Origin of the sequence: Jatrophihabitans endophyticus (assembly GCF_900129455.1) — a bacterium.
Taxonomy (GTDB): domain Bacteria; phylum Actinomycetota; class Actinomycetes; order Mycobacteriales; family Jatrophihabitantaceae; genus Jatrophihabitans; species Jatrophihabitans endophyticus.
This window is the reverse complement of the sequence record NZ_FQVU01000002.1, coordinates 960,399-986,487: the sequence shown is the minus strand read 5'-3', so window position 1 is coordinate 986,487 and position 26,089 is coordinate 960,399. Positions and strand designations below refer to the sequence as shown.

Genomic DNA, 26,089 nt, shown 5'->3' with positions numbered 1-26,089 from the left:
GGGGCGGTGCCCTCGCTGTCGACGCTGACGACGTTCGTGCTGGTCGTCGCGGCGTTCGCGGCGGTTCCCGGCCCCAGCAACCTGTACGTCACCGCGCAGGGTCTGCGCGGCGGGCGGCGCGTGGCACTGGCGGCGGCGCTGGGGTGCGCGCTCGCCGCCGCCGCCTATGCCGTCGCCACCACCTTCGGGCTCGCCGCGCTGCTCGCGTCCTCCGCCCCGGCGCTGTCGGCCCTGCACTATCTCGGCGGCGCCTACCTGCTGTTCCTCGGTGTGCGCGCGTGGCGGGCCGGCGGGAGGATCGGCGAGCAACCGCCGGCGCAAGCCGCGAGCGACGAGCGCGACATCGCGAGCCGCAGGCGCCGCGCCTTCGTCCAGGGCGTGGTCGTGGAGTTGTCGAACCCGAAGGTCGCGCTGTTCTTCCTCGCCTTCTTCCCGCAGTTCGTGCACCGTGGCTCCGGCTCCGTCACCGGGCAACTGGTCGTTCTCGGCGCCGTGTTCTGCGTCGTCGGACTGCTCTCGGACTCGATCTACGCCCTACTCGCCGGTGCGTTGCGCCAACGCATTGGGAGCAGCCGCCGGCTGCTCGGCACGAGCACTCGTGCCAGCGGGGTGTTGTACCTCGGGTTGGGCGGCTGGTCGATCTGGTCCGGTGCCCGCGTCCGCGCTCAGTGACGTTCCGCTCGCGGTCGGGCGATACTGCGGGCGTGGATGACGAACGCGCGTTGCCTGCACCGCGGTGGCGGGTGCGGACCGATCGTCGTCGACCGCGGCGCAAGCGGCTGTCGGCACAGCTGATCGCGCGGGTCGACGTCTACTCACCGCAGGGTGAGCTGTACTACGTCAACGTGGTCCGCAACGCCCCGCTCGCCGGGGCCGGCGAACTGGCCATGGGCTCTGATCTCGGCTCCGTGGCGCAGTACCTGGGACGCAACCTCGAGGCATGGGGTGACACCGGATGGAAGATCACGGTCGACGCCCCTGCCACTTCGTTCAGATCCGCGCGAACTCTCTTCGTGATGCCGGTGTCGGCGAAGGCGATCCTGATCGAGGTGACCGAGGTCGTCGTCGCCGCGGTCGCCCGCGGTGATTGCCTCTGGCCAGACGACTAGGACGCGTGTTCGTCGGCTTCAGCAGCCCGCGGCGGCCGGCCAGCTGCGGCTGTTACTCGCTGATCCGCGTGGCTGAGGCCTCCGCCGCAGCCCCATCCGGACGGGCAGTCGGCGAACCGACCCGTTCCGCCCAGGGCGGGTAATCCTCGTCGTACCCAGTGGGATCGATCCCGCGCAGTCGGACGTCGATGATCTGTTGATCTTCGCCGCCCTGCAAGGCGATCCGTGCCCAGATGGTCGCTGCCCGTCCGTCGGAATGGGCAGCGACCCACGTGAGCACCTCGTCCACGTCAGCTTCGTAGATCTCGACCCACTCCTCGGTGGTCCCGGTCCACAAGCTCACCCGGTAGTGGGGCTGGTTGTACTCATCACCAGGCAGGTAGTGGGAGTCGAGATCGCCGCCGAGCCGCACGACAAGATTGTGCCTCGGGGTGGCAGACACTGCGCCCGGGCATCGGCAGTCGCGCTAGGTCATCGCTCGAGTTGGGCCGGCGCACTCGAGCTCCGAGCGCGCCGGCCGCGTCGTCAGGCTGCGGTGTAGTGCAGCGTTCCCCGCAGCGGGTAGGCAGAGCCGTTGCAGTAGACGGCGAAGCTGAGGGCGACGGCGGTGATGACGCCGCGCTTGTTCGCCCGCAGCGACGAGACGTGCAGCGAGCCGCTCTGGGTGTCGCAGGCGTTGCCGCCGCCGTACATCATCACGCCCGCGGACGTCGCCGTCGGCCCCTGCTGCGTGTGCTCGTACGTGCCGGGGCGCAGTGCCGTGCGGGTCGGTGATTGCACGACGACGTCCCACGAGGCGTCACCGCCGACGTCGACGGTGATCTTTCTCGTCGTGGCGGAGATCGGCATCTGGCTCGAGGTCGGCGTGTACGCGGCAGTGGCGCCGGTGGCGAGTCCGTCGCCGCCGACGGAGCGGAACCAGAACGACGTCGCGCTTCCGTCGACGCGCTGACGCACCCGGACCGACGAGTGCTTGCCCCTGCGCGCGGTGAGCTGGTGGGTGCCGGCCTTGAGCGTGGCCGTGGTCAGGCGTGCGAGCCCGAACGAGTCTGCCTTGGCCCGGCCGATGCGCTTGGTGCCGTCATAGAAGAAGACGGACGAGCCCCGGTGCACCTGCGCGGTGAGCGTCGTCGGCTGGCCCAGCACCGTGACGGGGTGCGACGAGGTCAGCGTCACCGCGTGCCGCACGGGGGCGTGGTACTGCAGGCTGCCGTTCAGCGGCACCTTCGACCCGTCGCAGTACTGCGTGAAGGACGCGTCCAGCTCGGTGACGCCGCCGAACTGGTTCGTCGTGATCGAGCGGATCAACACGCTGCCGGTGAGGGTGTTGCACGCCCGCCCCTGGCCGGAGACCGACAGACCGGCGTGCGTCCCGTTGAAGCCGGCACGGGCAACGTTCGTGTAGGTGCCGGTCGTGAGCTGTCCGCCCACAGGCGCGGCCAGCTCCACCTCGTAGTCGGTGTTGCCGTCGCCATAGCGAGTCGACAGACGCCAGGTCAGCCGGCCCTCATTGCCGGAGAACTGCAACAGGCCGTCGGTGTCGTCGAAGGTCCACACCTTGCCCTGGGTGATCGGCTCACCGGCGGCGCCGGCGACCGTCAGGAACGATGTGGGTCCATGGCGGCTGACGCCCGCGACGCTGTCGGTCGCCGGCACCACCACCGCCGCGGCCGCCAACGACGCCACGATCAGAATTGCCCTACTGAGTCGGCTCATCCGTCCCCTCCCAAGGTCCAGAGCCACACTTCGACGGCGCGGATATGCCCCCGCCCGCGCCGACTCTAACGTCGGTTGACGCGTGCCGACGCGATTCGTCGGGGCTGCCCCATATGTCGATCCTGGTCGCCAACGGCTCGGCCGCGGCCCCGTGCCGGAGCGTCACTCCAGGCATGCAGGATGCGCGGAGCGCTGCTTCTCCGAGTCGCAACGGCAGGAGATCGGCATCGTCGAGCCGGGCACACCGTGACCATGGACATCACCGCCCGCCGCGCCGACTCCGTCGCAACCCTGACCGTGCACGGCACGATGGATGCCCGCGAGGCCTACCGCGTGTACGAGACGGCGGCCGCCGAGGCCGAGGCGGGCGCGACCCTCGTCGCGATCGACCTCAGCGGCGTCGACTTCATCGACTCCGTCGGGCTGGGCATGCTCGTCCGCACGCAGGAGGAGCTGACCCGCGACTACAAGTCGGAGCTGACGCTGCTCAACACCTCCCCCACCGTCCTCCGGCTGCTTGAGCTGACGGGCCTGCAGGATCACTTCCGCCTGGCCTGACGCAAACACGGCAACGCACCTTTGCCCTGCCCACCGACTGACCACGACAAGGGACCATCAGCCGTGTACGCCATGGACGAGGACGGCAAGCTTCGACCCATGACGCGTCACGAGATGGAAGAGATCGCGGCGCGCGCGTTCGAGGACGAACCGGAGAGTCTCGCCGACCGCTACCTGAACTCCCGCCTCGCCGGTCGAGTCGAGTGGCTTCTCTTCACGCGCCGATTCTCGTAGGTACGCACGGCTGCATTGGTCTGCCACCGCTGAGGCATGAGGATCTCAGGGATGTCGTCGGGCGAAGAGGTCATGGGTGACCCTCCTCACGAGTTGGATCGGTGGATGTCGGGTCGGCGGCGCAGCAGGCGCCCGCCGGGTACGACGTCCAACACGGTTCGCGCGAGCTGGTCGCGCCGTCGCTGGTGGCGGTCTCCGGCCGGATGTGCCGAGCTGAGATCGTGATAGCCGGCCAGTGCCCACACGGCAGCGACGACGGTGTCGACAAGGGCAGCACGCGCGCGAGCCCGGTCGCTGCCGGCCAGGCCTGCTGCGGTGGCTGCGTGCACGGCGTCGACCCACACCCACATTGCAAGCACCTCGTAGGACGGGCGGATGCCTGACAGGGCAGCCTGCGTCAGGTGCCGGCCGCCCAGCATGCGGGTGACCACGACCGCCCGACGGTCCTCGCGTCCGGCTTCCGTAGGGCCGAGGACCATGTGTGGGACCGCGAGGAGCAGACCGCCCCACGCCGCGCGTACCAGTTCGATGCGCCGTGTAGGGGCCGCACCGCGAGCACGCCGTGATCGCCAGCTGAGTGCGGTGCTGTCACTCATCGCCCGCCGCCGAAGCTGGCGTCATCGCGCCGGCAGGCTCGTGTGGGTGACCAGGTCATGTCGGCGGCCTCACCAACCCAACACCGAGACGGCGTCGGGTCTGGGGTCCGGCTCACCGGCAGCGTCGGCGAAAGCCCGGAGCGCCGCGACGAGCGGCCCGCGTTGTCGCTCCGGGACGGCGGCGACGATGCGGGCGATCTCCTTGCGCCGGCGACTGGTCACCCTCGCCACCAGCCGGGCGCCCTGCTTGGTGAGGCCGAGGAGCACCTGACGGCGGTTGGCTGGATTCTCCGTTCGCGTGACGAGATCCGCGGCGAGCAGCCTGTCGATGGTGCGCATCGCCGTCGAGGCGTTGACACCCAGGATGTCGGCGAGCTGGTTGAGGTTCACGCCGTCGTGACCGTCGAGCACGACCAGGGTCCGGAACTGCGTGGGGGTCACCGCATCGTCGAGCGCTGACAACGACCTGACCGAGACCGCGACGAGGACACGCGATGCGCGCAGCACTGCCTCGACGACTTCGTCGTCGCCATGGTGGTGATCCGCTGCTGGAGGACCCACGTCAGCGCCCAATCCGGCCGAAGATCGTTCGCGTCGCGCGGAGCATCGTCGTCATGGGCTCGTCGCTCCTTGCGCTTCGGCTCGGTCGGGGCCGCGAGCGTCGTCGCGGTCGACCCCGTCGTTTGCATTGATGTTAGCAAAGATTGCATCATGCAATTGTGTCTGTGATGCGAGTGATCCCGTCCCGTCTGGGCGCTGCCCGTTCGGAACGGCTGAGACTGGTCGTTCTGTCGCTGTTCATCGGCGGCGGGGCAGGGCTCGGCGCCGTGGCGTTCCGGTACCTGATCGAGGGGCTGACCCGGCTCTTTTCCGGGCACGAGGACTACGCCGGTCTCGGCCACGTCGCGAATCCGCACGTCGCGTTTCTCGGCCGGTACTTCGTCGTGCTGACGCCGGTCGTGGCCGGGCTGCTGTACGGACCGTTGATATATCTGTTCGCACGCGAGGCCCGCGGACACGGCGTGCCCGAGGTCATGGTGGCGGTGGCCCGCAATGGGGGGCGGATCCGGCCGCAGGTCGCCGTCGTCAAGGCCCTGGCGTCCGCGCTGTGCATCGGCGGTGGCGGATCGGTGGGGCGCGAAGGACCGATCGTCCAGATCGGATCCGCGCTCGGCTCCACGCTGGGCCAGGTCTGCCGGCTGGGAGAGCAGCGCACCAGGCTCCTCGTCGCCTGCGGCGCGGCCGGAGGTATCGCCGCGACGTTCAACGCGCCGCTGGCAGGCGTCTTCTTCGCGATGGAGATCATCCTCCGGGAGTGGGCCACCGAGTCGTTCGGCATGGTCGTGCTCTCCTCGGTCACCGCCAGCGTCGTCGGCCGGTCCGTCCTCGGCGACAACCCGTTCCTGTCCCTGCCCGCGTTCCGCGTAGACCACGTGTCCCAGTACCCGCTCTTCGCGGTGCTCGGGCTCATCGCCGGCCTGACCGGTGTCGCCTTCTCCCGCGTGCTCTACGCCGTCGAGGACGTCTGTGACTGGGTCTGGCGGGGTCCGGAGTGGGCGCGGCCCGCCGTCGGGGGGCTGCTCCTGGGCGGCCTGCTGCTCGCACTGCCCGAGATGTACGGCGTGGGTTACCCCGTGCTCGGCAGGGCCGTGGCCGGCGGCTACGGAGTGGCGTTCCTCGTCGCCCTGCTCGTCGGCAAGCTCTTCGTCTGCAGCGTCACCATCGGTATCGGCGGGTCGGGCGGGGTCTTCGCTCCCGCCCTGTTCTGCGGTGCGATGACGGGCGCCGTGTTCGGGGACGCCGCGCATGCGATCGCACCCGATACCGCAGGATCCATCGGAACGTACGCGCTCATCGGCATGGGCGCGGTCTTCGCCGGTGCCGCCCGGGCGCCGATCACGGCCGTGGTCATCCTGTTCGAACTCACCGGTGAGTACACCATCATCCTGCCGCTCATGCTCGCGATCGTGCTGGCCGCCGGCGTCAGCCACTTCGTTTCGCACGACACCGTGTACACCCGCAAGCTCCTCCGCCGCGGGATCGACATCGACGAGCCCGCCGACGCCGCACTGCGCCGGAGGCCGGCATCGGACGTGATGACCGCACCCCCCACCGCGGTGCGTGAGAGTCTGCGCCTCGAGGACGGCGCCGCGATGTTCGCCGACTCCGCCGAGAGCCATCTCCCGGTCGCCGACGACCGCGGAACTTACCTCGGCGTCCTTGCGGCGGTCGACGTCATCAACGCGCTGGCCGCCGGCGAGACGACGACCGCTCGCTCGCTGACAACGACGACCACCCCCGTTACGCCGGAAACACCACTCGGCGTCGTCCTGCACGAACTGGAACGCGGCGCCGGAGCGGTCCCCGTCGTCGACTCCGAGAACGCGATCACCGGGTGGATACGGCACCGCGATCTGCTCCTGGTCCTCAGCAGCGGAACTCTTCCCATCGGAGCTTCGCTCAACGCTGCCGGCCCGGACCCCGGGATGCCGGCACCCCGATCCCACGACGATTCGACCGCCATCGACAGGAGAACGACATCATGAGTCTTGGATCCGCTCACCACATCTTGGTCAAACTCAGCGACCAGGGCCAAACCCTCTCGTCCGACGACGAGGACATCCGCGGCCGGCGAGTCCTCGACCGGAACGGCGAACAGCTCGGCCGGATCCAGAACCTGCTGGTGGACCAGACCCATCACAGGGTCCGCATGCTGCGCATCGAACACGGCGGCGTCCTGGGCATCGGCGCCACCGCCTCGTTCGTGCCCGTCGAAGCCATTGCACGCATCACCGACGACGTCGTCCACATCGATCAGACCCATGAGCGCATTGCCGGAGCCCCGCGGTACGACCCCGAGGTGGTGCCGGCCCCCGCCGCCTACAGCGAGCTGTACGCCTACTACGCCTACCCGCCGTTCTGGGGATCCTTGTAACTGTCCACGGGACGGGCCGTCATCACCCCGCCTGGTCGGCGGCGACGGTGGTCGCTCACCTGCAGGCCCAACATCGCGAGATCGAGACCCTGCTCGACGCCCTGATGGCCGCCGACGCGGAGACCCGCTGGCCGTCATTCGACCAGCTGCGTCGTCATCTCGCGGTCCACGAGACCACCGAACAGGAAATCGTCCATCCTCGCGCTGCGGTCGAGCTGGCGGACGGCGCCGCCGTCGTCGCCCGGCGGCTCGCCGAGGAAAGAGCCATATTCGAGGTCGTCACCGCCCTCGAAGCCACCGACGCCGACTCGTCGGCCTTCATGACGGGCGTCGCGAACCTGCGATCGTCCCTGCTCGCTCACATGCAAGCGGAGGAGGCCATGGAGTTCGCGGAGCTGTGCATCGAACTGGGCGTCCGTCAAGCCCGTCGCATGGACAACGCCACCCGGCTCGCCGCGGGCGACTGCGCCATACACCTGCCAGCAGATCGAACGCTGAGCGCGCTGCTGACCTGTTCTCGCAAGGCCATCCACGGAGGCGAGCAGGTCCATCGGTGATCCAGTGCCAGACCCGCTGCTCCCGTTCGGCGCCGACGTCGAGACTCCGACGACCGACAGCCGTGCCGCAAACAAGACGTGCGGACCTCGCTCGTTACGAATGCCGTCGTCGTCAGCTGGGCATGTCGGCGAAGCGGGAGTAACGGCCCTGGAAGGCGACGGCGACGGTGGCGGTGGGGCCGTTGCGGTGCTTGGCGATGATCAGGTCGGCCTCGCCGGCGCGCTCGGTCTCGGGCTCGTAGAGGTCCGGGCGGTGGACGAGGACCACGACGTCGGAGTCCTGCTCGATCGAGCCGGACTCGCGGAGGTCGGAGAGCATGGGCTTCTTGTCGGTGCGCTGCTCGGAGCCACGGTTGAGCTGCGACAGGACGACGACGGGGACGTCGAGCTCCTTGGCCAGCAGCTTGACGGCGCGGCTGAACTCGGAGACCTCCTGCTGGCGCGACTCGACCCGCTTGCCGCTCGTCATCAGCTGCAGGTAGTCGATGACGATCAGCTGCAGGTCGTGGCGCTGGCTGAGCCGGCGGGCCTTGGCCCGGATCTCCATCATCGTCAGGTTGGGCGAGTCGTCGATGAACAGCGGCGCCTCGGCCAGCTCGGACGACCGCAGCGCGAGACGCCGCCAGTCCTGGTCGCTCATGTGACCCGAGCGCATGTTCTGCAGCGCCACGCCGGCCTCGGCGCTGAACAGCCGCATCATGATCTCGAGCTTGCCCATCTCGAGGGAGAAGATGGCCGTGGGCTTCTGGTTCTTGATTGCGGAGGAACGCGCAAAATCGAGGGCGAGCGTCGACTTGCCGCTACCCGGCCGGCCGGCGACCGTGACCATCTGCCCCGGGTGCAGGCCGTTGGTGATCTCATCGAGCTGCTGGAAACCGGTCGGTATACCGGTGCCAATGCCGCCGGTGGCCGAGATCTTCTCGATCTCGTCGAGGGTGGACTGCAGCAACGTCTCGATGTGGACGTAGTCCTCGGTCGCGCGCCGCTCGGTGACGTCGTAGATCTCGACCTGGGCGCGGTCGACGACGTCGTCGATGGCGCCGGAGTCCTCACCGTCGCCGGACGACGCGTCGTAGCCCATCTGGACGATGCGGGTGCCGGCGGTGACGAGCCGCCGCAGCGTCGCGCGGTCGGCGACGATCTGCGCGTAGTACCCGGCGTTGGCCGCGGTGGGCACCATCGAGATCAGGGTGTGCAGGTACGGCGCGCCGCCGACCCGGCCGAGTTGACCCCCCCGAGTCAACTCGGCCGAGACGGTGACGGCGTCGGCCGGCTCGCCGCGCGAATAGAGATCGAGGACGGCGTCGTAGACGAGCTGGTGCGCGGGCCGGTAGAAGTCGCCCGGCCGGATGACCTCGACGACGTCGGCGATCGCGTCCTTGCTCAGCATCATGGCGCCGAGGACCGACTGCTCGGCCTCGACGGCTTGCGGCGGCGTGCGGTCGAACTCGGCAGCGCCGGCGCCGTTGCGCCCGCGCGCGTCGTCGACCACCGTCATCGTTTCGACCCTCTCATCCACCCAGGATATTCGAACGCGCCGGCGAATACGAGAGGGATCGCAAGATCAGGGACGGCAGGAGATGCAGTACTCGTCGGCGTGCCGTGCGAGACGTTAGAGGCAGCGTCGCACGGACTCCAACTCGCCTTGTGCACCACGCCGTGGACAAGCTGTGGGAAACGCCGAGCGGGCTGTTCACACAGCTGTGGACGGGCCTGTGGACGAATGCCGGGCTCGCGCCGGAGGCCCCGGAACACGGGCGCTGCGTCGTCCCCCGGCTGTGGACCGAAGAAAGTTCCGGCGTCGCGTACCGCGACTGTCGCGCGAACGTCCGGTCGCCCCTTTTCGGCCCGGGCGGCCATGCGCTAGGAATGCAGCGAGCTCCACGAGAGGAACCCCGGCGTGTCGATCGGCGATTTCCCCCGCTACCCCCTGCTGTTCGGGCCGAGCCCGGTGCACCCGCTCGAGCGGTTGTCCGAGCACCTCGGCGGTGCACGCATCTGGGCCAAGCGCGAGGACTGCAACTCCGGCCTCGCCTACGGCGGCAACAAGACGCGCAAGCTGGAGTACCTCGTCCCCGACGCGCTGGCCAAGGGCGCCACCCACCTCGTCTCGATCGGCGGCGTGCAGTCCAACCACACCCGGCAGGTGGCCGCGGTGGCGGCCAAGCTGGGGCTGCAGGCGCGGTTGGTGCAGGAGAGCTGGGTCGACTGGCCGGACTCGGTCAACGACCGGGTCGGCAACATCCTGCTGTCGCGGATCATGGGCGCGGACGTGCGCCTCGTGGAGGCCGGCTTCGGCATCGGCTTCAAGTCCAGCTGGGAGCAGGCGCTCGCCGAGGTCGAGGCCGACGGCGGCGTCCCCTACCCGATCCCGGCCGGCGCGTCGGACCATCCGCTCGGCGGTCTCGGCTTCGCCAACTGGGCCGACGAGGTCGCCGCGCAGGAGCGCGAGCTCGGCGTCTTCTTCGACACCGTCGTCGTCTGCAGCGTCACCGGCTCGACGCACGCCGGGATGATCGCCGGCTTCGCGGGCCAGGATCGTCCCCGCCGCGTCATCGGCATCGACGCGTCGGCCAAGCTCGCCGAGACCCACGCCCAGGTCGCCAAGATCGCACGCAACACCGCCGAGCTGATCGGGCTCGACCGGGCGCTGCGCGACGACGAGATCACCGTCCTGCCCGGCTGGGCGGGCGACGCGTACGGCATCCCCGTCGAGTCCACGCTCGACGCGATCCGGCTGACCGGCCGGCTCGAAGGCATGATCATCGACCCGGTGTACGAGGGGAAGTCGATGGCCGGGCTCGTCGACCTCGTGACGACCGGCGAGATCGGCCGCGACTCGACCGTCCTCTACGCCCACCTCGGCGGCCAGCCCGCGCTCAACGCCTATAGCGCGCTGTTCCGCAGCTGAGGCCGCGGCACTCACCGGACGGGCTGCAGCTCGGTCTCCAGCCGCGCGACGCGCGGCCGCCGCCGGCTGATCGCCACCCCGGCGAGGGCCAGGACACCACCGAGCAGCCCCCACACCGTCGGCACCTCGCCGAGCGTCACCCACGACAGCAGGACGGCGATGGCGGGCACGCACAGCGTCGTGGCCGCCATGCGCCCGGCGTCGGTGCGGGCGAGCGCGTAGGCCCAGGTGGTGAAGGCGACGGCCGTCGGCCCCAGCCCGAGGAAGACCGCGCCGACCACGGCGCCCGCCGGTGCGTCGGCGATCTCGCCCACCGCCTGCGGCGCGAACGGCACGGTCGCCACCAGCCCCGCCGCGCACGCCACCCAGGTGGCCGTCACCGCGTCCACCGTCCGCAGGGCCACCTTCTGCAGCAGCACCCCGGCCGAGTACAGCACGGCGGTGACGACGCCCAGGACGATGCCCAGCGAGTCGGCGACCCCGCCGTCGTCACCACCCACGGCGATGACCACCACGCCGGCGAACGCGACGACGAGGCCGAGCACCAGCGGCCGCGGGAAGCCGTCGCCGAAGACGACGCCGGCCACCACCGCCACCAGGATCGGCGCGATGTTGACGAGGAGCGCCGCGGTGCCCGCGTCCAGATGCCGCTCGGCCCAGTTCAGCACCACCGTGTACGCGGCGAACCACAGCACGCCGTAGCCGAGGACGTACCCGAGCGCTCGACCCCGCGGCACCGGGCGCCGGTAGCGCACCGCCAGCAGGCCGAGCGCGGCCGTCCCCACGAGCAGCCGGAGGAACGCCAGGGAACCCGGCGAGAACGCGTCCCCGGCGGCGCGGATCACCACGAACGCCGACGCCCACAGCAGCACGGTGACAAGGGCGGCGGCGGGCGCGAGATTGCGAGGGGGCACAGCACGACGATGCCCACGATGCGGGGTCACGGACAAGCGGAATTCGGACATCGAGTTCCCGGGGCCGGGCCGTGTGCTTTCCCCGGACGTGCTCGCTCTCCCCGCTGGTGGTCGGCTGCGCCACGTGAAAGCGAGCAGCAGCGGGGAGACCCAGGGGGCCTTTCCCCGCTGGTGCTCGGGCCGGCCACCCGAGAGCGAGCACCAGCGGGGAGACCCAGGGACGACCCGGGGACGACGAAGCCCGGCCGCCCGCGAACGGGGGCCGGGCTCCGAAGGTGCGAGGCGGGACTCAGACGCCCGTGACCTGGACCGGGATGGTCGCGATGACGTCCGGGTGCAGGTCGACGGTGACGGTGTGCGTGCCGGTCGACTTGATGTGGCCGTCGATCTGGATGCGCTTCTTGTCCAGCGTCGGGCCGCCTGCGCTCTTCACGGCGCCGGCGACGTCGGCCGCGGTGATGGAGCCGAAGAGTCGGCCGTCGCTGCCGGCACGGGCACCGACCGCCACGGACAGGCCCTCGAGCGCGGTCTTGATCTCGCGGGCGTGGCCGAGGTCGCGGATCTCGCGGGCGTCGCGGGAACGCTTGATCTGCGTGATCTGCTTCTCGGCACCCTTCGTCCACGTGATGGCGGCACCGCGCGGAACCAGGAAGTTGCGGCCGTAGCCGTCGGCGACCTCGACGATGTCGCCGGCGAGGCCCAGCCCCGCGACCTCGCGGGTCAGGATGAGCTTCATCGGATCTCTCGCCTCCTTAGCGGGCGGTCGAGGTGTAGGGCAGCAGGGCCATCTCGCGGGCGTTCTTGATGGCCTTGGCGATCTGTCGCTGCTGCTGGGCGGTCACGCCGGTGACGCGACGCGCGCGGATCTTGCCGCGGTCGGAGATGAACTTGCGGAGCAGGTTCGTGTCCTTGTAGTCGATGTAGTCGATCTTGGCCGCGACGAGCGGGTTCTGCTTCTTCTTCGGCTTGCGAACCGGAGGCTTGGGCATGCGAATTCTCTTTCCGGGAAGTGAGGGGTTAGAAAGGCGGTTCGTCGGAGAAGCCGCCGCTGCCCGACGACGGGGCCGAACCCCACGGGTCGTCGGACGGGGCGCTGTCGGAGCCACCACCGCTGCCGCCGCTGCTGCCCGAGGAGCCGAAGCCGCCGCCGGACGAGCCGCCGCGCGAGGTGCGGTTGACCTTGGCCGTCGCGTACTTCAGCGACGGGCCGATCTCCTCGACGTCGAGCTCGATGACGGTGCGCTTCTCGCCCTCGCGGGTCTCGAAGGAGCGCTGCTTGAGCCGGCCCTGCGCGACGACGCGCATGCCCCGCTGCAGCGACTCGGCGACGTTCTCGGCCGCCTGGCGCCAGATCGAGCAGCGCAGGAACAGCGCTTCGCCGTCCTTCCACTCGTTGCTGTTGCGGTCGAACTGCCGCGGCGTCGAGGCGATGGTGAAGCTCGCGACGGCGGCGCCGGACGGGGTGAAGCGCAGCTCCGGGTCCGCGGTCAGGTTCCCGACGACGGTGATGACGGTCTCGCCGGCCATGCCTACCGCTGATCCGGCCGCAGGACCTTGGTCCGCAGCACGTTCTCGTTGAGGTTCAGCTGCCGGTCGAGCTCCTGCACGGCGGCCGGATTGGCCTGCAGGTCGACGATGGCGTAGATGCCCTCGCTGTGCTTGTTGATCTCGAACGCCATCCGGCGCCGGCCCCAGACGTCGACCTTGTCGACGCTGCCGCCGTCGCTCTTCACCACCGTCAGGAACTGGTCGAGCGACGGGGCGACCGTCCGCTCGTCGAGGGTGGGGTCGAGGATGACCATGACTTCGTAATGACGCATGGGTGTACGCGTCCTCCTGTGGACTGGTCGGCCGCGGACGGTCCGCGGCAGGAGGTGGCCCGCCACCGCAGGACGCGGGAGCGGGCGAACCCGTTCACGATACCCGGCGCCGCGCCCCAACCCGAAATCCGCCGGGTCGCGCGAGCGCGGTCAGGTGCGCTTGACCAGGAACAGCCGGGCGTAGGTGCCGGCGACCAGCGCGAGGGCGATGATCGCGAGGATGGCGAGGACGACCGGGAGCTGGCTGGAGCCCGAGCCGGCCTGCTCGGCGGCGAGATCGACGGTCTGCGGGCTCATCGCGTCGCTGTCCTTGGCGCTCTTGGCCGTGCCGGCGCCGGCCTGCTGCAGGGTGGACGAGTCGACCCCCGCGCCGCCACCGCTGTTGGGCACCAGGCCGTTGAAGCCGCCGCCCCCGCCGCCGCCGGCGTAGTCACCCGCGGCACCGCCGCCGCTCGGGACGACCTGCTCGGGGACGGACTTGCCGGGCAGCTCGTAGCCCGAGCCGGTGCTGCGTGCGGAGCTCGAGGACTTCGGCTTGGCGGCACCCTTGGTGGCCTTCTCGACCTTGCCCGGCAGCTTGGTGAGGTCGCCGGCCGAGGGCAGCTTGTTCGGCAGCGTGCCCGGCACGTTCACGTCGCGCTGCGGGACCTTGACCTTGACGCGGCCCACCGAGGCCTCGACCTTCGGCACGCTCACGCCGAGCTTGCACTTCGGCGCGCTGTTGGTGACGTGGACGACGCCGCTCCAGCTGAGCTTCGCGCCGGACTTCAGGGCGCTGGAGCTGAGCGGGACGGATGCCTTGAGCAGACCCGGCACGAGCGCGACGCTGGTGACGGTCCAGCTGATCTTGTGATCGCCCTTGCCGAGCGCCTGCTGCCCGGACGACGGGAACGTCGTGGTCTTGCCGCCGGCGACCTTGACCGTCTGCGCGCTGCTGCCCTTGCCGATCTTCGCCGTCACGTTGAGCCCGGCGATCTTGCCGGTCAGGTCGTTCAGCAGGCCGGGCAGCGCGAGCTGGTTGGTGTCGATCCCGGCCAGCGTCGACTTGAAGTCGATCTTGTCGCCGGGCTTGATCCAGATGGCCCTGCCGCCGGCGGAGACCAGGCAGTTGCGGTCGAGGACGCCGAGGGCCGTGAACGTGGCGGTGTCCTTGCCCGCGTGGTAGTTCGGCTTGGGCGCGGCGTTCGCCGGCGCCGAGGTCGCGAGCACGGCAGCGGCCACGGACGCTGCCGCGACGGCACCGGCGGCGATCCCGGCCAGCAGCTTCGGGCGCGGCCGAACGGCCGTCGCGTGGGTGGCAGCGTTGCCCCGTCGCCCCGTCATCGAATGCTCCTCGCGATCCTCGTGCCCGCCGGTACGGGAGAAAGGTCCGGAATCGGCGCCCAGAATACCTGTGACGTCCAGTACAACGAGACCGCGCCCACCCTGGGTACGGGCGAACACGTGCCTCACGCCACAGTCGTACTGTGCCCATCATGCCCACGAAGACCCCCGTCGCAATCGGGGCGCACGTCCGGTCCGACGACCCCGTCGCCTTCGCCGAGACGACCGGCTCGCAGGCCGTCCAGCTCTTCCTCACCGATCCGCAGGCCTGGAAGGCGCCGGGCGAGCACCCCCATGCGGACGCGATCCGCGCAAGCGGGCTCGCCGTCTACGTGCACGCGCCGTACCGCATCAACGTGGCCACCACCAACAACCGCATCCGGGTCCCCAGCCGCAAGCTGCTCGCCCAGCACGCGAAGGCCGCCGTCGCGCTCGGCGCGAAGGGCATCATCGTGCACGGCGGTCATCTCGCCGAGACCGACGACCCCGCGGTCGGGGTCGAGAACTGGCGCAAGACCTTCGCCTACGCCGAGAACGACGGCGGGTTCGGGCTGCCGGTGCTCATCGAGAACACCGCGGGCGGGACGAACGCGGTGGCGCGCCGCTTCGACCGGCTGGCGATGCTGTGGGACGCCGTGGGCGGGCTCGGGGCCGGGTTCTGCCTGGACACCTGCCACGCCTTCGCCGGCGGCGAGGAGCTCGACGACATCGTCGACCGCGTCCGGGGCATCACCGGCCGCATCGACCTCGTGCACGCCAACGACAGCCGGGACGCCTTCGACTCCGGCGCCGACCGGCACGCGAACTTCGGCACCGGGACGATCGACGCCGCGGCGATCGCCGACATCTGCCGGGCGGCCGGCAGCGACGTGGTCGTCGAGACCCCCGCCGAGGGGCAGGGCGACGACGTCGCCTACCTGCGTTCGTCGGTCTGAACCGCAGGCTCCTCGGTCTGAACCGCAGGCTCGACCGTTGCCCGCCGCCGGGTCCGCCAGGTGGCGTCCGGCGCCCCGTCGAACTCGCCCCCGCCGGGATCGTCCGAGCCGTCCACCCGCACGACGTCGAGCCAGGGGCACCACATCTCGCGCACCACGAGGCCGGCCAGCACGAGCAGCAGCACGTCGCGGACGATCAGGACGAGCATGAGCCAGCCGTAGCTGATGCCGTGGTCGGGGACGCTCAGCCCGAGCAGCACGGTCAGCGTTAGGATCCAGACCACGACCTCGACGAACTGCCAGATCAGCGCCAGGCGCCAGCGCGGCCGGGCGAGCGCGAGCAGCGGCACCAGCCACAGCGAGTACTGCGGGCTCCACACCTTGGTGGTCAGCAGGAACGCGAGCACGCAGAGGAACGCCAGCTGCGCCACCCGCGGCCGGTGCGGGGCCGTCAGCGCGAGCCAGGCGACTGCCCCGAGCACGCCCACGAGCAGCAGCGCCACCGCCGTCCCCGGCGGGACCCAGTTCGGAGCGTCGGCGTCACCCACCGACCCGACGGCCAGCAGCCGTCCCATCGCCCACACCGTCGAGCGTTCGGTGGGGCGCTCCATGCTGAAGCGGTAGAACTCCCACCACCCGTCGTGGTACGCGACCGCCACCGGCCCGTTGACCGCGAGCCACACGAATCCGGCCGAGAGGACCGTCCACACCGTGTCGCGGTACCGCCCGGTGCGGATCGCCAGGATCACGAACGGGACGAGCAGGAAGACGGGGTACAGCTTCGCGGCCGTGCCGAGCCCGATCAGCGCTCCGGCCAGCACCGGCTTGCCCCGGGCCCATGCCCACAGCGCCCCCGAGGCGAACGCCATAGCCAGCAGGTCCCAGTTCGAGAACGCGTGGAAGATCAGCAGCGGTGACAGCGCGAAGATCGCGGCGTCCCACGGCCGACGCCGTGCGGTCTGTGCGGTGGCGACGGTGACGACGAGGGCGCAGACGGACAGCAGCAGCATCGTCAGCGCGCCGAACACCACCAGCTGGTCGGCGTCGGTGGCGATGGCCGAGACACCGCGGGTGAGCTCGGCGGTCAGCCACATGAAGCCGCCGGTCAGGAGCGGGTACTCGACCTTGGTGTCGCGGTAGGGCACCCCGCCGACGTCCAGCCGCTCGTCGGACCACAGCGGGATGACGTCGGAGTAGCAGAAGTGCGTATACTGCTTGCTGCCCGTCCACGCGCCGGTCGCGCACGGCGCCTTCTGCATGACACCGAGGATGAGCGTCGCGAGCGTCATCGCGAGCAGCCAGCGCAGCGGCGTCCACCACGACAGCCGTCCCACCCCCGCGTGGCGCCCCCAGGCGCCGCCCAGCGCGCGGGCGGCCCGCCACGCCATGGGGTCGGTGCGGCTCGGCAGCCGGGCGGGGGCGTCGTCCGGTCGCGGGCCCTCGGCGACGCTGGTCACCGCGCCATCCTGGCATTGCAGCCCGCGGGCCGGATCACGCCGTCGGTCAACCGCCGGGCGATGTCGAGCACGGCCGGCCGAGCAGCCCGCCGCAGGTGTTCGTGGGCGTCGGCGAGGAAGTGCGCGTCCGGGTGCGGCTCGGCGTCGACGGCGGGCTGGTGGTGGACGGCGCGGCGGTGGTGCTGGGCGCCTCGGTGCTCGGGCTCGTCGACGTCTCGTCGGAGCTGTCGGTCGGCGAGGGCGTGTAGACCGGCGCGGTGTAGGTCGGCTTCGGCGCCGGCTTCTTGCCGTTCGCGGCGACCTGCTGGTCCTCGGCCATGGACATCTTCTTCGAGCCGCGCAGGTAGGTGTCCATGAAGGTCTTCCACGTCTGCGCCGGCAGGCCCTTGCCGTAGAGCGGGTTGCCGGCGGAGTTGTAGATAGGCTTGGAGTACCCCGTCCCGACCCAGACCGCGGCGCTCACCTGCGGTGTGTAGCCCACCATCCATGCGTCGCTGTTGTCCTTCGACCGGCCGCTCACCCCGGCCGTGCCCGTCTTCGCGGCGGACTGCCGACCGTTCGCGAGGCCCACCCCGGTGTAGCCGGCGATCGGCTCCAGCGTGAGCGTGACGTCGTTGGCCACTCGCTTGTCGACGGCCTGCGAACGCTTGCCGGCGAAGCTGTACAGCGGGGCGCCGTCGGAGCTCGTCACCTTCGACACCAGGTGCGCCTCGTTGCGGATGCCGCGGTTCTGCAGCGTCGCGTACCCGTTCGCCTGGTCGAGGACGGTGACGGGGTAGTCGCCGATGCCGATGCCGAACGTCGTCCGACCCTTGTCGTCGACGAGCGTCTTCTTGCCGTTCGGGTCGGTGTAGGAGATGCCGAGCCGGTGGGCGATCGAGGCGACGTCGTCGGGCCCGGTCTCGGACGCGAGCAGGTCGAAGGTCGTGTTCAGCGAGTACTTCATCGCGTTGGACAGGCTGACCGCGGGCCCGCTGAGGTAGCGGTCGCCGTCGTCGTTGCAGATCTTGGTGCCCTCGATCGTGCGGCAGAAGCTGCCGTCGACCTTGCTCTTGATCGTGTAGTGCGCCTTGCCCTCGGCCTGCTCGACGGTGTCGGTCAGCGCGGTGGCGAGGACGTACGGCTTGAACGACGAACCCGGCGGGCGGGTGCCCCGCGTGGCGTAGTCGTTGTAGTCGACCTTGCCGTCGTAGCCCTTCACGTCCGGGCCGCTGCCGCCGTAGTAGGCGAGGACGGCGCCGTCGTCCGGCCTGATCGCGACCAGCGCGTTCTTCAGATTGCGCTGCTTCTTGGTGAGGTCGCTGAAGTTCTGCCGGATCGCCGTCAGCGCGGCGCTCTGCGCCTTCTTGTCGATGGTCGTGCGGATGACGGCCCCGGTCTCGGCGATCTTCCTGGCGCTGATGCCGTTGCGGGCGAGCTCGGCCAGCACCGCGTCCTTGAGCAGGTACTTCCAGCCCGTGACGCCGATGCCGTTGCCGCGCAGCGGTTGCGTCTTCGGGAACTTCATCGCGACCTGCTGCTCGCCGGTCAGGTGACCGGTCTTCACCATGCCGTCGAGGACGTACTGCCAGCGCGCGACCGCCGCGGTCTTGTTCTCCAACGGGTCGTAGTACGCGGGCGCTCGCAGCAGACCGGCCAGCACCGCGCCCTGCGCGGTGGTCAGCTTCTCGACGTCGCGGCCGAAGAACGCGCGGGCCGCCGCCTGGATGCCGTACGCGCCGCGGCCGAAGTAGACGGTGTTGAGGTAGTACTCGAGGATCTGGTCCTTGCTGTACTCGCGCGAGAGCTTGACCGCGATCATGAGCTCCTTGAGCTTGCGCCACACGGTGCGCTCGGTGCCCACGCTGGAGTAGGCGTTCTTCACGTACTGCTGCGTGATGCCGGAGCCACCCTGCGTGTCGCCGCCGGAGATGTTGGACAGCGCGGCCCGCGCCGTGCCCCGGATCGAGATCGCGGAGTCGCTGTAGAAGTTGCGGTCCTCGGCGGCCAGGACGGCCCACCGCACGTGCTCGGGGACCTGGCTCAGGTGGACGTTCGTGCGGTCCTCGGTGCCGATGCGCGCGAGCGTCGAGCCGTCGGAGTACTGGATCGTGGCGACCTGCGGACGGGGCAGGTCCTCGGGCCGCGGGACGTCCGTGAGCGTGTAGAAGAGCACGATCGCGGCCACCATCAGCGACGCGACGAGGCCGAGCGCCCAGGTCGACAGGATCATCACGCGCCGGCCGAAGCGGCGGCGGCGGGACATCGCCGCGACGCGGGCCTTCGTCCGCCGGCGCCGCAGCGAGCGCTTGTGCCAGCGGGTGGCGAAGAATCCGGCGTCCTCGTAGTCGCCGTCGTTCCAGTCGTCGACGGGTTGCGCCCGGGTGGGGCTGGGTCGGCGTCGCGGCGCGCGCGAGTCGGCCACGTGATCGACCTCCGAGGCACTGTCGTTGCTGAAGCACTGTCGTTGCTGATTGCCAGTTGGAGGCTAACCGGCGTACCTGGGAGGGCTCACCTCGAAGCAGGGACGTCTCAGCAACGACGGCCGAAGCTCAGCGCAGCACCTTCGCGTCGAACCAGGTACCGCGATGACCGGGATCGGGCGCGATCTCGACCCGTTCGACGATGGCCCGCAGCGCGGCCCGGCTCATCCCGACGTAACCGCTGACCCGCATCGGGACGCCGGCGACGCGCAGCTCGGCCGTCGCGGCGCCCACCGTCTCGCTGAAGGTCCAGGTGCGGCCGTGGACGACGACGGGCCGCGGATCCTCGCCCACCGCGTTCCCGGTCAGTACGGCGGCGTCGCCCCAGTCGACGCTCGCGACGAAACCGGAGCTGCCGGGCGTCATGATCTCGTAGCTCCCGCCCGCCGTGGAGTGCTCGTCGGCGTAGATGTTGAGGTACTCGCGCTGCCGTGGCACCAACGCGACCGGGGTGCGCACGGTGACCGCCGCCGGCCGCACCGACTCGGCCACCGCGTGTTCCGCGGCGGTCGTGGCGGCCTGGACCGAGGCCCAGACACCGGGCGCGTACTCCCAGAACAGCCGCGGGCGGCTGCCGACCGAACGTGCGTTCACGATCGTGTCCGAGCCCAGCCGGCCGTAGACGGCGCGATGACCGTCGACGTCGGGCGCCGGGCGCCGGTCGTGCACCTCCCGCAGGGAGAAGGGCCCGTAGTCGGCGTACCGCGGCGTCCCCGCGTAGTACAGCGTCACGACCGCCACCCGCCGGCAGTACGGATCGACGACCCGCGAATCACCGCTCGTGACGCAGCGGCGACCCGTCGGCGGCCGACTGAACTCGAGCTGCTGGCCGCCGCGGTCCGCGGCGTAGGACACGACGGTGCGACCGCCCGCCGGCGCGTCCGCGGTGAAGCGGAACGTGGTGTCGACCGATTCGTCCACCCGGGGCGAGCGCAGCGGCTGCACCGTCCCCGGACCGGAGCTGGGCACCGGGCGGCGGTCCGCGTGCAGGGTCGCCACGACGACGACACCGACGGCGGCGGTGGCGAGCGCGGCGACGGCGGGGGCCACCCGCCGCCGTCGCGGGCCGGGCCGGGCCGTCGCCGCGGGCCGCGTCAGGAACGCCGCGTCGGGGGCGGTGGCGGCGAGGTCCGCGAACGCGGCCTCGAGATCGTCGACGGTCCTCATCGGGTTGCCTCCTTGGCTCGGGGAGCGGGATCGCGCGACGGGTGCGGGTCGCTCGGGTCCGCCTCGGTCATCCGTACGCGCAGCGCGGCGAGCGCGCGGGCGGCGATGCTGCGCACGGTCGCCCTCGAACAGCCCAGGGCGGCCGCGATCTCGTCGTCGGGCAGATCCTCGAAGTAGCGCATCGCGAGCACCGCGCGCTGCCTTCTGGGCAGCCGCACGATCTCGGCCACGAGCTCGGCGCGGTCGTCGCGGCTGGCGCCGTCGTCGGACACCGCCACCGCGGGCTCGACCTCGGCGCGCGGCTCGAGCCGCGACCAACGCCGGCGCCACGAGACGTGCTCGTTGACGACCATGCGCCGGACGTAGGCGTGCGGGCGCTCCAGCACCGTGATTCGCTCCCAGCGCTGGAACGCCCGGAGCAGCACGTCCTGCACGATCTCCTCGGCGAGGCGAGGATCGCCGGTCAGCGTCACCGCGAAGCGCAGCAGCGCGTCGCCGTGCTGCTGGACGTACGCGTCGAAGTCCGCCGCGGATCCCATGTCCGTCCCTCCGTCGTCGAGAGCTGCCGGCTCTCTAACGCGACGGAGGGACGAACTGTGGCACGGCGCGTCTGCCTCAGCCGGCCGCGGGCTCCGGGTCGGGCGTCGGGTCCGGGTCGGGTGCGGGGTCGTCGACGGTCTCCGCCGCCGGCGGGGCCGGCGGTGCGCCGAGCGACTGGCGCAGCAGCTGTGCGACGTCGAGCACCGCGACGTCCTCGCGGGCCTCGCCCTCGCCGACCTTCGCCGCGACGGCGTCGGACAGCATGACCATGCAGAACGGGCAGGCGGTCGAGATGACGTCCGGGTCCCAGCTCAACGCCTCCTCGGTGCGCTCGACGTTGACGCGCTTGCCGAGCTTCTCCTCCATCCAGAAGCGTGCGCCGCCGGCGCCGCAGCAGAAGCCGCGGTCCTTGCAGCGGTGCATCTCCTGGCTCTTGAGGCCCTGGATCGCGCCGAGCACCTCACGAGGAGGCGTGTAGACCTTGTTATGCCGGCCGAGGTAGCAGGGGTCGTGGTAGGTGACGTTCTTGTCGACGGTCTCGACGGGGACGAGCTTGCCCTCGTCGACGAGCTTGCCGAGCAGCTGCGTGTGGTGGACGACCTCGTAGTGGCCGCCGAGCTGCGGGTACTCGTTGGCGATCGTGTTGAAGCAGTGCGGGCAGGTGGCCACGATCTTCAGCGGCCCGGCCCGCTCGATCGAGTTCAGCGTCTCGACGTTCTGCATGCCCTGCATCTGGAACAGGAACTCGTTGCCCAGGCGACGCGCCGGGTCACCGGTGCACGACTCGCCCTGGCCGAGCACCGCGAACTCGACGCCCGCAGTGTGCAGCAGCTCGGCGAACGCGACGGTGACCTTCTTGGAACGGTCCTCGAGCGCGCCGGCGCACCCGACCCAGAACAGGTACTCGATGTCGGCGTCGAGCTTCGTGCCCGGCTCGGCCTGCCGCACCTCGAAGGACAGGTCGCTGAACCACTCGCTGCGGCCGTTGTTGGACATGCCCCACGGGTTGCCCTTGTTCTCGATGTTGCGCAGCATGACGCCGGCCTCGGACGGGAACGCGGATTCGATGAGCACCTGGTAGCGACGCATGTCGACGATGTGGTCGATGTGCTCGATGTCGACGGGGCACTGCTCGACGCAGGCGCCGCAGGTGGTGCAGGACCACAGCACGTCGGGGTCGATGACGCCGCCGGAGGCCGCGTCGCCCACGAGCGGGCGCAGCGCCTGCTCGATGCCGGAGCCCTGGACGCGCTCGAAGCCGGACTCGGGCACACCGTGGACGTGCTCGACGCCCTCGTCGGAGAAGCTCGGCTCGGCGTCCTCCGGCACCTCGCGTCCGAAGATGTACGGCGCCTTCGCGAACAGGTGGTCGCGCAGGTTCATGATCACGAGCTTCGGCGACAGCGGCTTGCCGGTGTTCCACGCCGGGCACTGCGACTGGCACCGACCGCACTCGGTGCAGGTCGCGAAGTCGAGGTAGCCCTTCCACGTGAAGTCCTCGATCTTGCCCTTGCCGAAGACGGTGTCCTCGGAGAGGTTCTCGACGTCGGCGAAGTCGATCGCCTTGCCCTCGTCGTCCTTCACCGGGAGCAGCGGGCCGAGCGCGTTCGGCTCGCGCTTGGTCAGGACGTTCAGCGGTGCCGTGCCGATGTGCAGGTGCTTGGAGTACACGACGAGCACCGAGAAGGCAAAGATGACCGCCATCTGGGCGATGATCCAGAACGTCTCGAAGCCGGTGAGGTACGCGCCGTCGGGCAGCGCCTTGCCGATCGCCCACGACACGAACGGCGCCTTGGAGTCGCCCCACGGGAAGTGCCCCGAGGCCGACTGCGCGCCGCGGTACATGAACAGGGTCACGACGACCAGGGCGATGAAGCCCAGCACCATCCACGCCGGCCCGTTGTGCGAGCCGTAGAAGCGGCTGTCGCGCTTCTTGCGCTCCGGCGCGTTGCGCAGCCGGTTGATCGCGAAGTAGACGATGCCCAGCAGCACGGCGAGGCCGAAGAAGTCCTCGAGGAAGCCGAACCAGCGGGCCCGTCCGAAGATCGGGAAGGCGAAGTCGCGGCTGACGATCAGGGCGCCGTAGGCCTCGACGATGGTCGCGCCGAGGACGATGAAGCCCCAGAACGTGAAGAAGTGCGCGACGCCCGGCACGTTCCACTTGAGCAGCTTCTTCTGGCCGAACACCTCGACGACCTGGTCGCGGGCGCGCTGCTCGATGCCCTCGAGGCGCGAGTCGTCCTTCTTGCCCGAGCGGATGAGGCGCACCAGCCAGGCGATGCGACGGCCGGCGATCGCGACGGTGACGACGAGCATCGCGACGGCGATGCCGATCCGCCACCACCCGACCGGGTGGTACTCCCAGTCGACGAACCAGTTCTCCGCCATGACGTCCGTGACGGTCTGCTGCACGCGCGTCTCCTTGCGTCGGGTGCGAGGCAACTCGCCCGAGACTATTCGTTATTACCGACCGGTAACCACTTCGCGGCGGCGCTGTGGCCTGGCCCACCGCATCGCCGCGGGCCACCCGTCGTCCGGCGGTTCCTCCGCACGGTACGACGCGGGCGGTTGCCGGCTGAGCGCGGGCCCGAAAGCAGCGGGCTGCGACGCCCGCATTGTGGGACCATGCCAACCGATGTCCGCCACCGTGACCGCCGAGGCGTCGGCGCCGACGACCCCGTCGTCGGCCGTCGACCGACCGGTCGCACGACGTCGGCTCACCCGCGGTTCGCTCGCCGCGGCGCTGCCCACCGTCGTCACCGCACTCAACGCGGTGGCCTTCTTCCTCGTCCGCCCCGACGTCAACGACCTGTGGGCGGCCCGGGCGCGCGCGGCCGCCGTCCACGACGGGGTCGGGCTCACCTACTGGTTCGGCTGGTTCGGCGGCGGCAGCACGCCCGGCACCTACTCGGTCGTCACGCCCCCGCTCGCCGCGCTCGTCGGCACCGAGCTGCTGTGCGCGCTCGCCGCGGTCGCGGTGGCGGCGATCGGGACGCTGGCCGTCCGCCGCACCCGCTACCCGCTCGCCGGGGCCTGGGCCGTCGCGTGCGCGGCCGTCGCCAACCTCTGGAGCGGCCGTGTGCCGTTCCTGCTCGGCGCGGCCCTCGCCATCGGCGCGGTCATCGCGCTGCGGCGTCGCAACCGGTCGCTGACGGTGGCGCTGACGCTGGCCAGCATGCTCGCCTCGCCGGTGTCGGGTGCGTTCCTCGTCATCGGGCTGTCCGGGACGTTCCTCACCACCCGCACCCGGGCGTGGCGGCCCATCATCGCGTGGGCGGTCGGCGCCACCCTGGTCGCGCTGGTCGCGGTGGCCGTCGTCTTCGGCACGCCGGGGCCGGAGCCGTTCTCGGCGTGGCTCGCGCTCGAACTGCTGGTGCTGCTCGCGCTGCTGTGGTCCGCGACCCCGCCCGACCACGTCCGCACGACGATCCTGTGGTCCGCGGCGGCGATCGTCGTGCTGTGGGCGGTGCCGAACGGCATGGGTTCGAACTTCGCCCGCTTCGTGTGGTTCTGCCTGCCCGTCGTGGTCCTCGCGACGACCCGTCGCCCCGTCCGGATCGCCGCCCTGCTGGTCGCGCCGGCGCTGATCGCCGGCGCGTCCGGCACGGTCGCGGACCTGCGCAACTCGGCCCGGCCGGTGTCCTCGGTCGAGTACTACCGCCCGTTGGCCGACCGCCTGGACCAGATCGGCGACCTGTCCAACTACCGGGTCGAGGTCGTCAACCACGGCGCCCACGCCGGCTACGACGCCCTGCTCGACCACGCGATGCTGGCCCGCGGGTGGGAGACGCAGCAGGACAGCGCGCTCAACCAGTCGCTGAAGCAGGACCCGCTCGCCCCGATCACGTACAAGCTGTGGCTGGACAACAACGCCGTCGGCTACGTCGCGCTGCCCGCCGCGTCGGTCGGCCCGTACCCCGAGTACGACCTCGTACGGTCCCGCACACCGCGCTACCTGCGACTCGTCTGGCGTTCCCCGGACTGGAAGCTCTACCGCGTGGGCAACCCCACGCCGATCGTCGGCGCCCCGGCCCGCATCGTCCGGCACACGCAGTCGACCATGTCGGTGTCGGTCCCCTGCGCCTGCCGCATCGCCGTCCGGGTGCGGTACTCCAAGTTCCTGCAGGCGAGCCTCGTCCCGGCCACCGGGTCCGGGCGGCGGCCGACCACCTCGCGCCCCGAGGTCGTGGCGCGGATCGGCGACGACGGCTCCGACTGGACGACGATGACCACTCCCCGGGCGGGGACGTACGAGCTCAGCGGCAGCCTGCGCGGCCTGCTGCGCTGACGACGGCCGCGTCAGCAGGCCCGCCGGCGGGTACGTTCCCGACGTGACGACCCCAGCCCAGCCCGACGGCACGGCCGAGCTCGACGCCCTGCGCGACGAGTTCGCCGAGGCCCTCGCGGCCGAGCGCGCCGACGCGGCCCGCCGCCTCGACGAGCAGCGGCGCGAGTTCGCCGAGGCCCTCGCGGCCGAGCAGGACGCCGCGGCCCGGGCGGACGCCGCGGCAGGCGAGCGCGAGCGCGCGCTGCAGGCCCGAGTCGACGACGCCGAGCAGGCGCTCCTGCGCGCCCGCGACGAGCGCGGCCGCATCGCCACCGAGCTCGACGAGATGCGCACGCAGCTGGCGGAGGTCGCCGCGGACCGGGTGGGTGCCGACGAGGCCGCGGCACGGGAGCGGTCCAGGGCCGACGACCTGCGCCGGCGGGCGCGTGACGAGCTCGCCGCCGTCGCCGACGGGGAGCAGGCGCTGGCGACGGCCCTGGCCGCCGCCGAGCAGGCCCGCGCCGAGCTCGCCACCCGGTTGCAGGCGGCCGAGCGCGGCCTGACGACCGACGACACCCCGGCCTGACC

27 protein-coding genes are annotated in these 26,089 nt (G+C 70.9%); 11 read left to right on the top strand and 16 right to left on the bottom strand.

The genetic code is table 11. From position 1 onward, the window contains the following. The first annotated feature begins 6 nt into the window (after window positions 1–6). Both BUE29_RS09885 and BUE29_RS09880 read left to right on the top strand, forming a co-directional pair. Window positions 7–672 carry a LysE family translocator gene (locus BUE29_RS09885; protein ID WP_073389217.1) on the top strand — a complete coding sequence of 222 codons (666 nt, stop codon included), beginning with the start codon at window positions 7–9 and terminating at the stop codon, window positions 670–672. 32 nt (window positions 673–704) lie between these two features. Beyond that, window positions 705–1,109 (top strand): hypothetical protein, encoded by a 405-nt coding sequence (locus tag BUE29_RS09880; protein ID WP_143168096.1) that lies wholly within the window; start codon window positions 705–707, stop codon window positions 1,107–1,109. A gap of 52 nt (window positions 1,110–1,161) precedes the next feature. Here the strand turns inward: BUE29_RS09880 and BUE29_RS09875 are convergent, their stop codons facing one another. Both BUE29_RS09875 and BUE29_RS09870 read right to left on the bottom strand, forming a co-directional pair. Beyond that, window positions 1,162–1,521 carry a hypothetical protein gene (locus BUE29_RS09875; protein WP_143168095.1) on the bottom strand — a complete coding sequence of 120 codons (360 nt, stop codon included), beginning with the start codon at window positions 1,519–1,521 and terminating at the stop codon, window positions 1,162–1,164. Window positions 1,522–1,634: 113 nt separating this feature from the next. Further along, a complete protein-coding gene (locus tag BUE29_RS09870) occupies window positions 1,635–2,825 on the bottom strand; it encodes an Ig-like domain repeat protein (protein WP_143168094.1) in 1,191 nt (396 codons plus the stop codon). 252 nt (window positions 2,826–3,077) lie between these two features. On the opposite strand from BUE29_RS09870, the gene BUE29_RS09865 reads away from it, so the two are divergent. Both BUE29_RS09865 and BUE29_RS22460 read left to right on the top strand, forming a co-directional pair. Continuing rightward, window positions 3,078–3,383 carry an STAS domain-containing protein gene (locus BUE29_RS09865; RefSeq protein ID WP_159440857.1) on the top strand — a complete coding sequence of 102 codons (306 nt, stop codon included), beginning with the start codon at window positions 3,078–3,080 and terminating at the stop codon, window positions 3,381–3,383. Between the two features lie 63 nt (window positions 3,384–3,446). Continuing rightward, complete coding sequence (locus tag BUE29_RS22460) at window positions 3,447–3,617, top strand: hypothetical protein (RefSeq protein WP_159440856.1); 171 nt, start codon at window positions 3,447–3,449, stop codon at window positions 3,615–3,617. A gap of 86 nt (window positions 3,618–3,703) precedes the next feature. Here the strand turns inward: BUE29_RS22460 and BUE29_RS09860 are convergent, their stop codons facing one another. Together BUE29_RS09860 and BUE29_RS09855 are read right to left on the bottom strand one after the other, a co-directional pair. After that, window positions 3,704–4,048 (bottom strand): hypothetical protein, encoded by a 345-nt coding sequence (locus BUE29_RS09860; RefSeq protein ID WP_200800119.1) that lies wholly within the window; start codon window positions 4,046–4,048, stop codon window positions 3,704–3,706. A 234-nt stretch (window positions 4,049–4,282) separates the two neighbouring features. After that, complete coding sequence (locus BUE29_RS09855; RefSeq protein WP_200800118.1) at window positions 4,283–4,786, bottom strand: MarR family winged helix-turn-helix transcriptional regulator; 504 nt, start codon at window positions 4,784–4,786, stop codon at window positions 4,283–4,285. A gap of 155 nt (window positions 4,787–4,941) precedes the next feature. Here BUE29_RS09855 and BUE29_RS09850 point away from each other — a divergent pair, with 155 nt between their 5' ends. From BUE29_RS09850 to BUE29_RS09840, 3 genes are read left to right on the top strand one after another with little or no spacing between them, the layout of a single operon-like run. Next, window positions 4,942–6,759, top strand: a complete 1,818-nt coding sequence (locus BUE29_RS09850) for a chloride channel protein (protein ID WP_084180893.1) — start codon at window positions 4,942–4,944, stop codon at window positions 6,757–6,759. Continuing rightward, the gene (locus BUE29_RS09845; RefSeq protein WP_073389198.1) at window positions 6,756–7,148 is read left to right on the top strand and encodes a PRC-barrel domain-containing protein; all 393 of its coding nucleotides are present in this window, start codon (window positions 6,756–6,758) and stop codon (window positions 7,146–7,148) included. Before BUE29_RS09850 ends, BUE29_RS09845 begins: the two co-directional genes overlap by 4 nt. A gap of 47 nt (window positions 7,149–7,195) precedes the next feature. Further along, a complete protein-coding gene (locus tag BUE29_RS09840; RefSeq protein ID WP_073389197.1) occupies window positions 7,196–7,705 on the top strand; it encodes a hemerythrin domain-containing protein in 510 nt (169 codons plus the stop codon). A 112-nt stretch (window positions 7,706–7,817) separates the two neighbouring features. On the opposite strand, the gene dnaB is transcribed toward BUE29_RS09840, so the two are convergent. Continuing rightward, window positions 7,818–9,203: a replicative DNA helicase gene (dnaB, locus tag BUE29_RS09835; RefSeq protein WP_073389196.1), complete on the bottom strand. Its 1,386-nt coding sequence runs from the start codon at window positions 9,201–9,203 to the stop codon at window positions 7,818–7,820. A 402-nt stretch (window positions 9,204–9,605) separates the two neighbouring features. Between dnaB and BUE29_RS09830 the strand changes: the two genes are divergently transcribed. After that, window positions 9,606–10,616, top strand: a complete 1,011-nt coding sequence (locus BUE29_RS09830) for a 1-aminocyclopropane-1-carboxylate deaminase (protein WP_073389193.1) — start codon at window positions 9,606–9,608, stop codon at window positions 10,614–10,616. Between the two features lie 11 nt (window positions 10,617–10,627). On the opposite strand, the gene BUE29_RS09825 is transcribed toward BUE29_RS09830, so the two are convergent. The 6 genes from BUE29_RS09825 to BUE29_RS22455 form a co-directional block, all read right to left on the bottom strand. Next, window positions 10,628–11,530: a DMT family transporter gene (locus tag BUE29_RS09825; RefSeq protein ID WP_073389190.1), complete on the bottom strand. Its 903-nt coding sequence runs from the start codon at window positions 11,528–11,530 to the stop codon at window positions 10,628–10,630. Window positions 11,531–11,819: 289 nt separating this feature from the next. Then, window positions 11,820–12,266: a 50S ribosomal protein L9 gene (rplI, locus tag BUE29_RS09820; protein WP_073389187.1), complete on the bottom strand. Its 447-nt coding sequence runs from the start codon at window positions 12,264–12,266 to the stop codon at window positions 11,820–11,822. 16 nt (window positions 12,267–12,282) lie between these two features. Next, on the bottom strand, window positions 12,283–12,519 hold the full coding sequence (gene rpsR / locus BUE29_RS09815) for a 30S ribosomal protein S18 (RefSeq protein ID WP_073389184.1): 237 nt from the start codon (window positions 12,517–12,519) through the stop codon (window positions 12,283–12,285). Window positions 12,520–12,547: 28 nt separating this feature from the next. Further along, window positions 12,548–13,057 carry a single-stranded DNA-binding protein gene (locus BUE29_RS09810; RefSeq protein WP_073389181.1) on the bottom strand — a complete coding sequence of 170 codons (510 nt, stop codon included), beginning with the start codon at window positions 13,055–13,057 and terminating at the stop codon, window positions 12,548–12,550. A gap of 2 nt (window positions 13,058–13,059) precedes the next feature. Beyond that, entirely contained in the window at window positions 13,060–13,350 is a 291-nt protein-coding gene (rpsF, locus tag BUE29_RS09805) for a 30S ribosomal protein S6 (protein ID WP_073389178.1), read from the bottom strand. Between the two features lie 150 nt (window positions 13,351–13,500). After that, window positions 13,501–14,673, bottom strand: a complete 1,173-nt coding sequence (locus tag BUE29_RS22455) for a hypothetical protein (protein ID WP_073389176.1) — start codon at window positions 14,671–14,673, stop codon at window positions 13,501–13,503. A gap of 152 nt (window positions 14,674–14,825) precedes the next feature. On the opposite strand from BUE29_RS22455, the gene BUE29_RS09795 reads away from it, so the two are divergent. Beyond that, on the top strand, window positions 14,826–15,608 hold the full coding sequence (locus tag BUE29_RS09795; protein WP_073389173.1) for a deoxyribonuclease IV: 783 nt from the start codon (window positions 14,826–14,828) through the stop codon (window positions 15,606–15,608). Here the strand turns inward: BUE29_RS09795 and BUE29_RS09790 are convergent. The 5 genes from BUE29_RS09790 to BUE29_RS09770 all read right to left on the bottom strand — a co-directional run bounded on the left by BUE29_RS09790 (window position 15,587) and on the right by BUE29_RS09770 (window position 23,622). Continuing rightward, the gene (locus BUE29_RS09790) at window positions 15,587–17,065 is read right to left on the bottom strand and encodes a glycosyltransferase family 87 protein (protein ID WP_084180890.1); all 1,479 of its coding nucleotides are present in this window, start codon (window positions 17,063–17,065) and stop codon (window positions 15,587–15,589) included. The genes BUE29_RS09795 and BUE29_RS09790 overlap by 22 nt on opposite strands. Window positions 17,066–17,111: 46 nt before the next feature. Then, window positions 17,112–19,469, bottom strand: a complete 2,358-nt coding sequence (locus tag BUE29_RS09785; RefSeq protein ID WP_073389167.1) for a transglycosylase domain-containing protein — start codon at window positions 19,467–19,469, stop codon at window positions 17,112–17,114. 127 nt (window positions 19,470–19,596) lie between these two features. Beyond that, window positions 19,597–20,694, bottom strand: a complete 1,098-nt coding sequence (locus BUE29_RS09780; RefSeq protein ID WP_073389164.1) for a hypothetical protein — start codon at window positions 20,692–20,694, stop codon at window positions 19,597–19,599. After that, window positions 20,691–21,233 carry a SigE family RNA polymerase sigma factor gene (locus tag BUE29_RS09775; RefSeq protein WP_073389161.1) on the bottom strand — a complete coding sequence of 181 codons (543 nt, stop codon included), beginning with the start codon at window positions 21,231–21,233 and terminating at the stop codon, window positions 20,691–20,693. Before BUE29_RS09775 ends, BUE29_RS09780 begins: the two co-directional genes overlap by 4 nt. Before the next feature lie 76 nt (window positions 21,234–21,309). Next, window positions 21,310–23,622, bottom strand: a complete 2,313-nt coding sequence (locus tag BUE29_RS09770; protein WP_073389644.1) for a (Fe-S)-binding protein — start codon at window positions 23,620–23,622, stop codon at window positions 21,310–21,312. Between the two features lie 247 nt (window positions 23,623–23,869). On the opposite strand from BUE29_RS09770, the gene BUE29_RS09765 reads away from it, so the two are divergent. Together BUE29_RS09765 and BUE29_RS09760 are read left to right on the top strand one after the other, a co-directional pair. Next, the gene (locus tag BUE29_RS09765) at window positions 23,870–25,522 is read left to right on the top strand and encodes a hypothetical protein (protein ID WP_073389158.1); all 1,653 of its coding nucleotides are present in this window, start codon (window positions 23,870–23,872) and stop codon (window positions 25,520–25,522) included. A gap of 43 nt (window positions 25,523–25,565) precedes the next feature. Next, window positions 25,566–26,087, top strand: a complete 522-nt coding sequence (locus BUE29_RS09760) for a hypothetical protein (RefSeq protein WP_073389155.1) — start codon at window positions 25,566–25,568, stop codon at window positions 26,085–26,087. Window positions 26,088–26,089 lie beyond the last annotated feature (2 nt).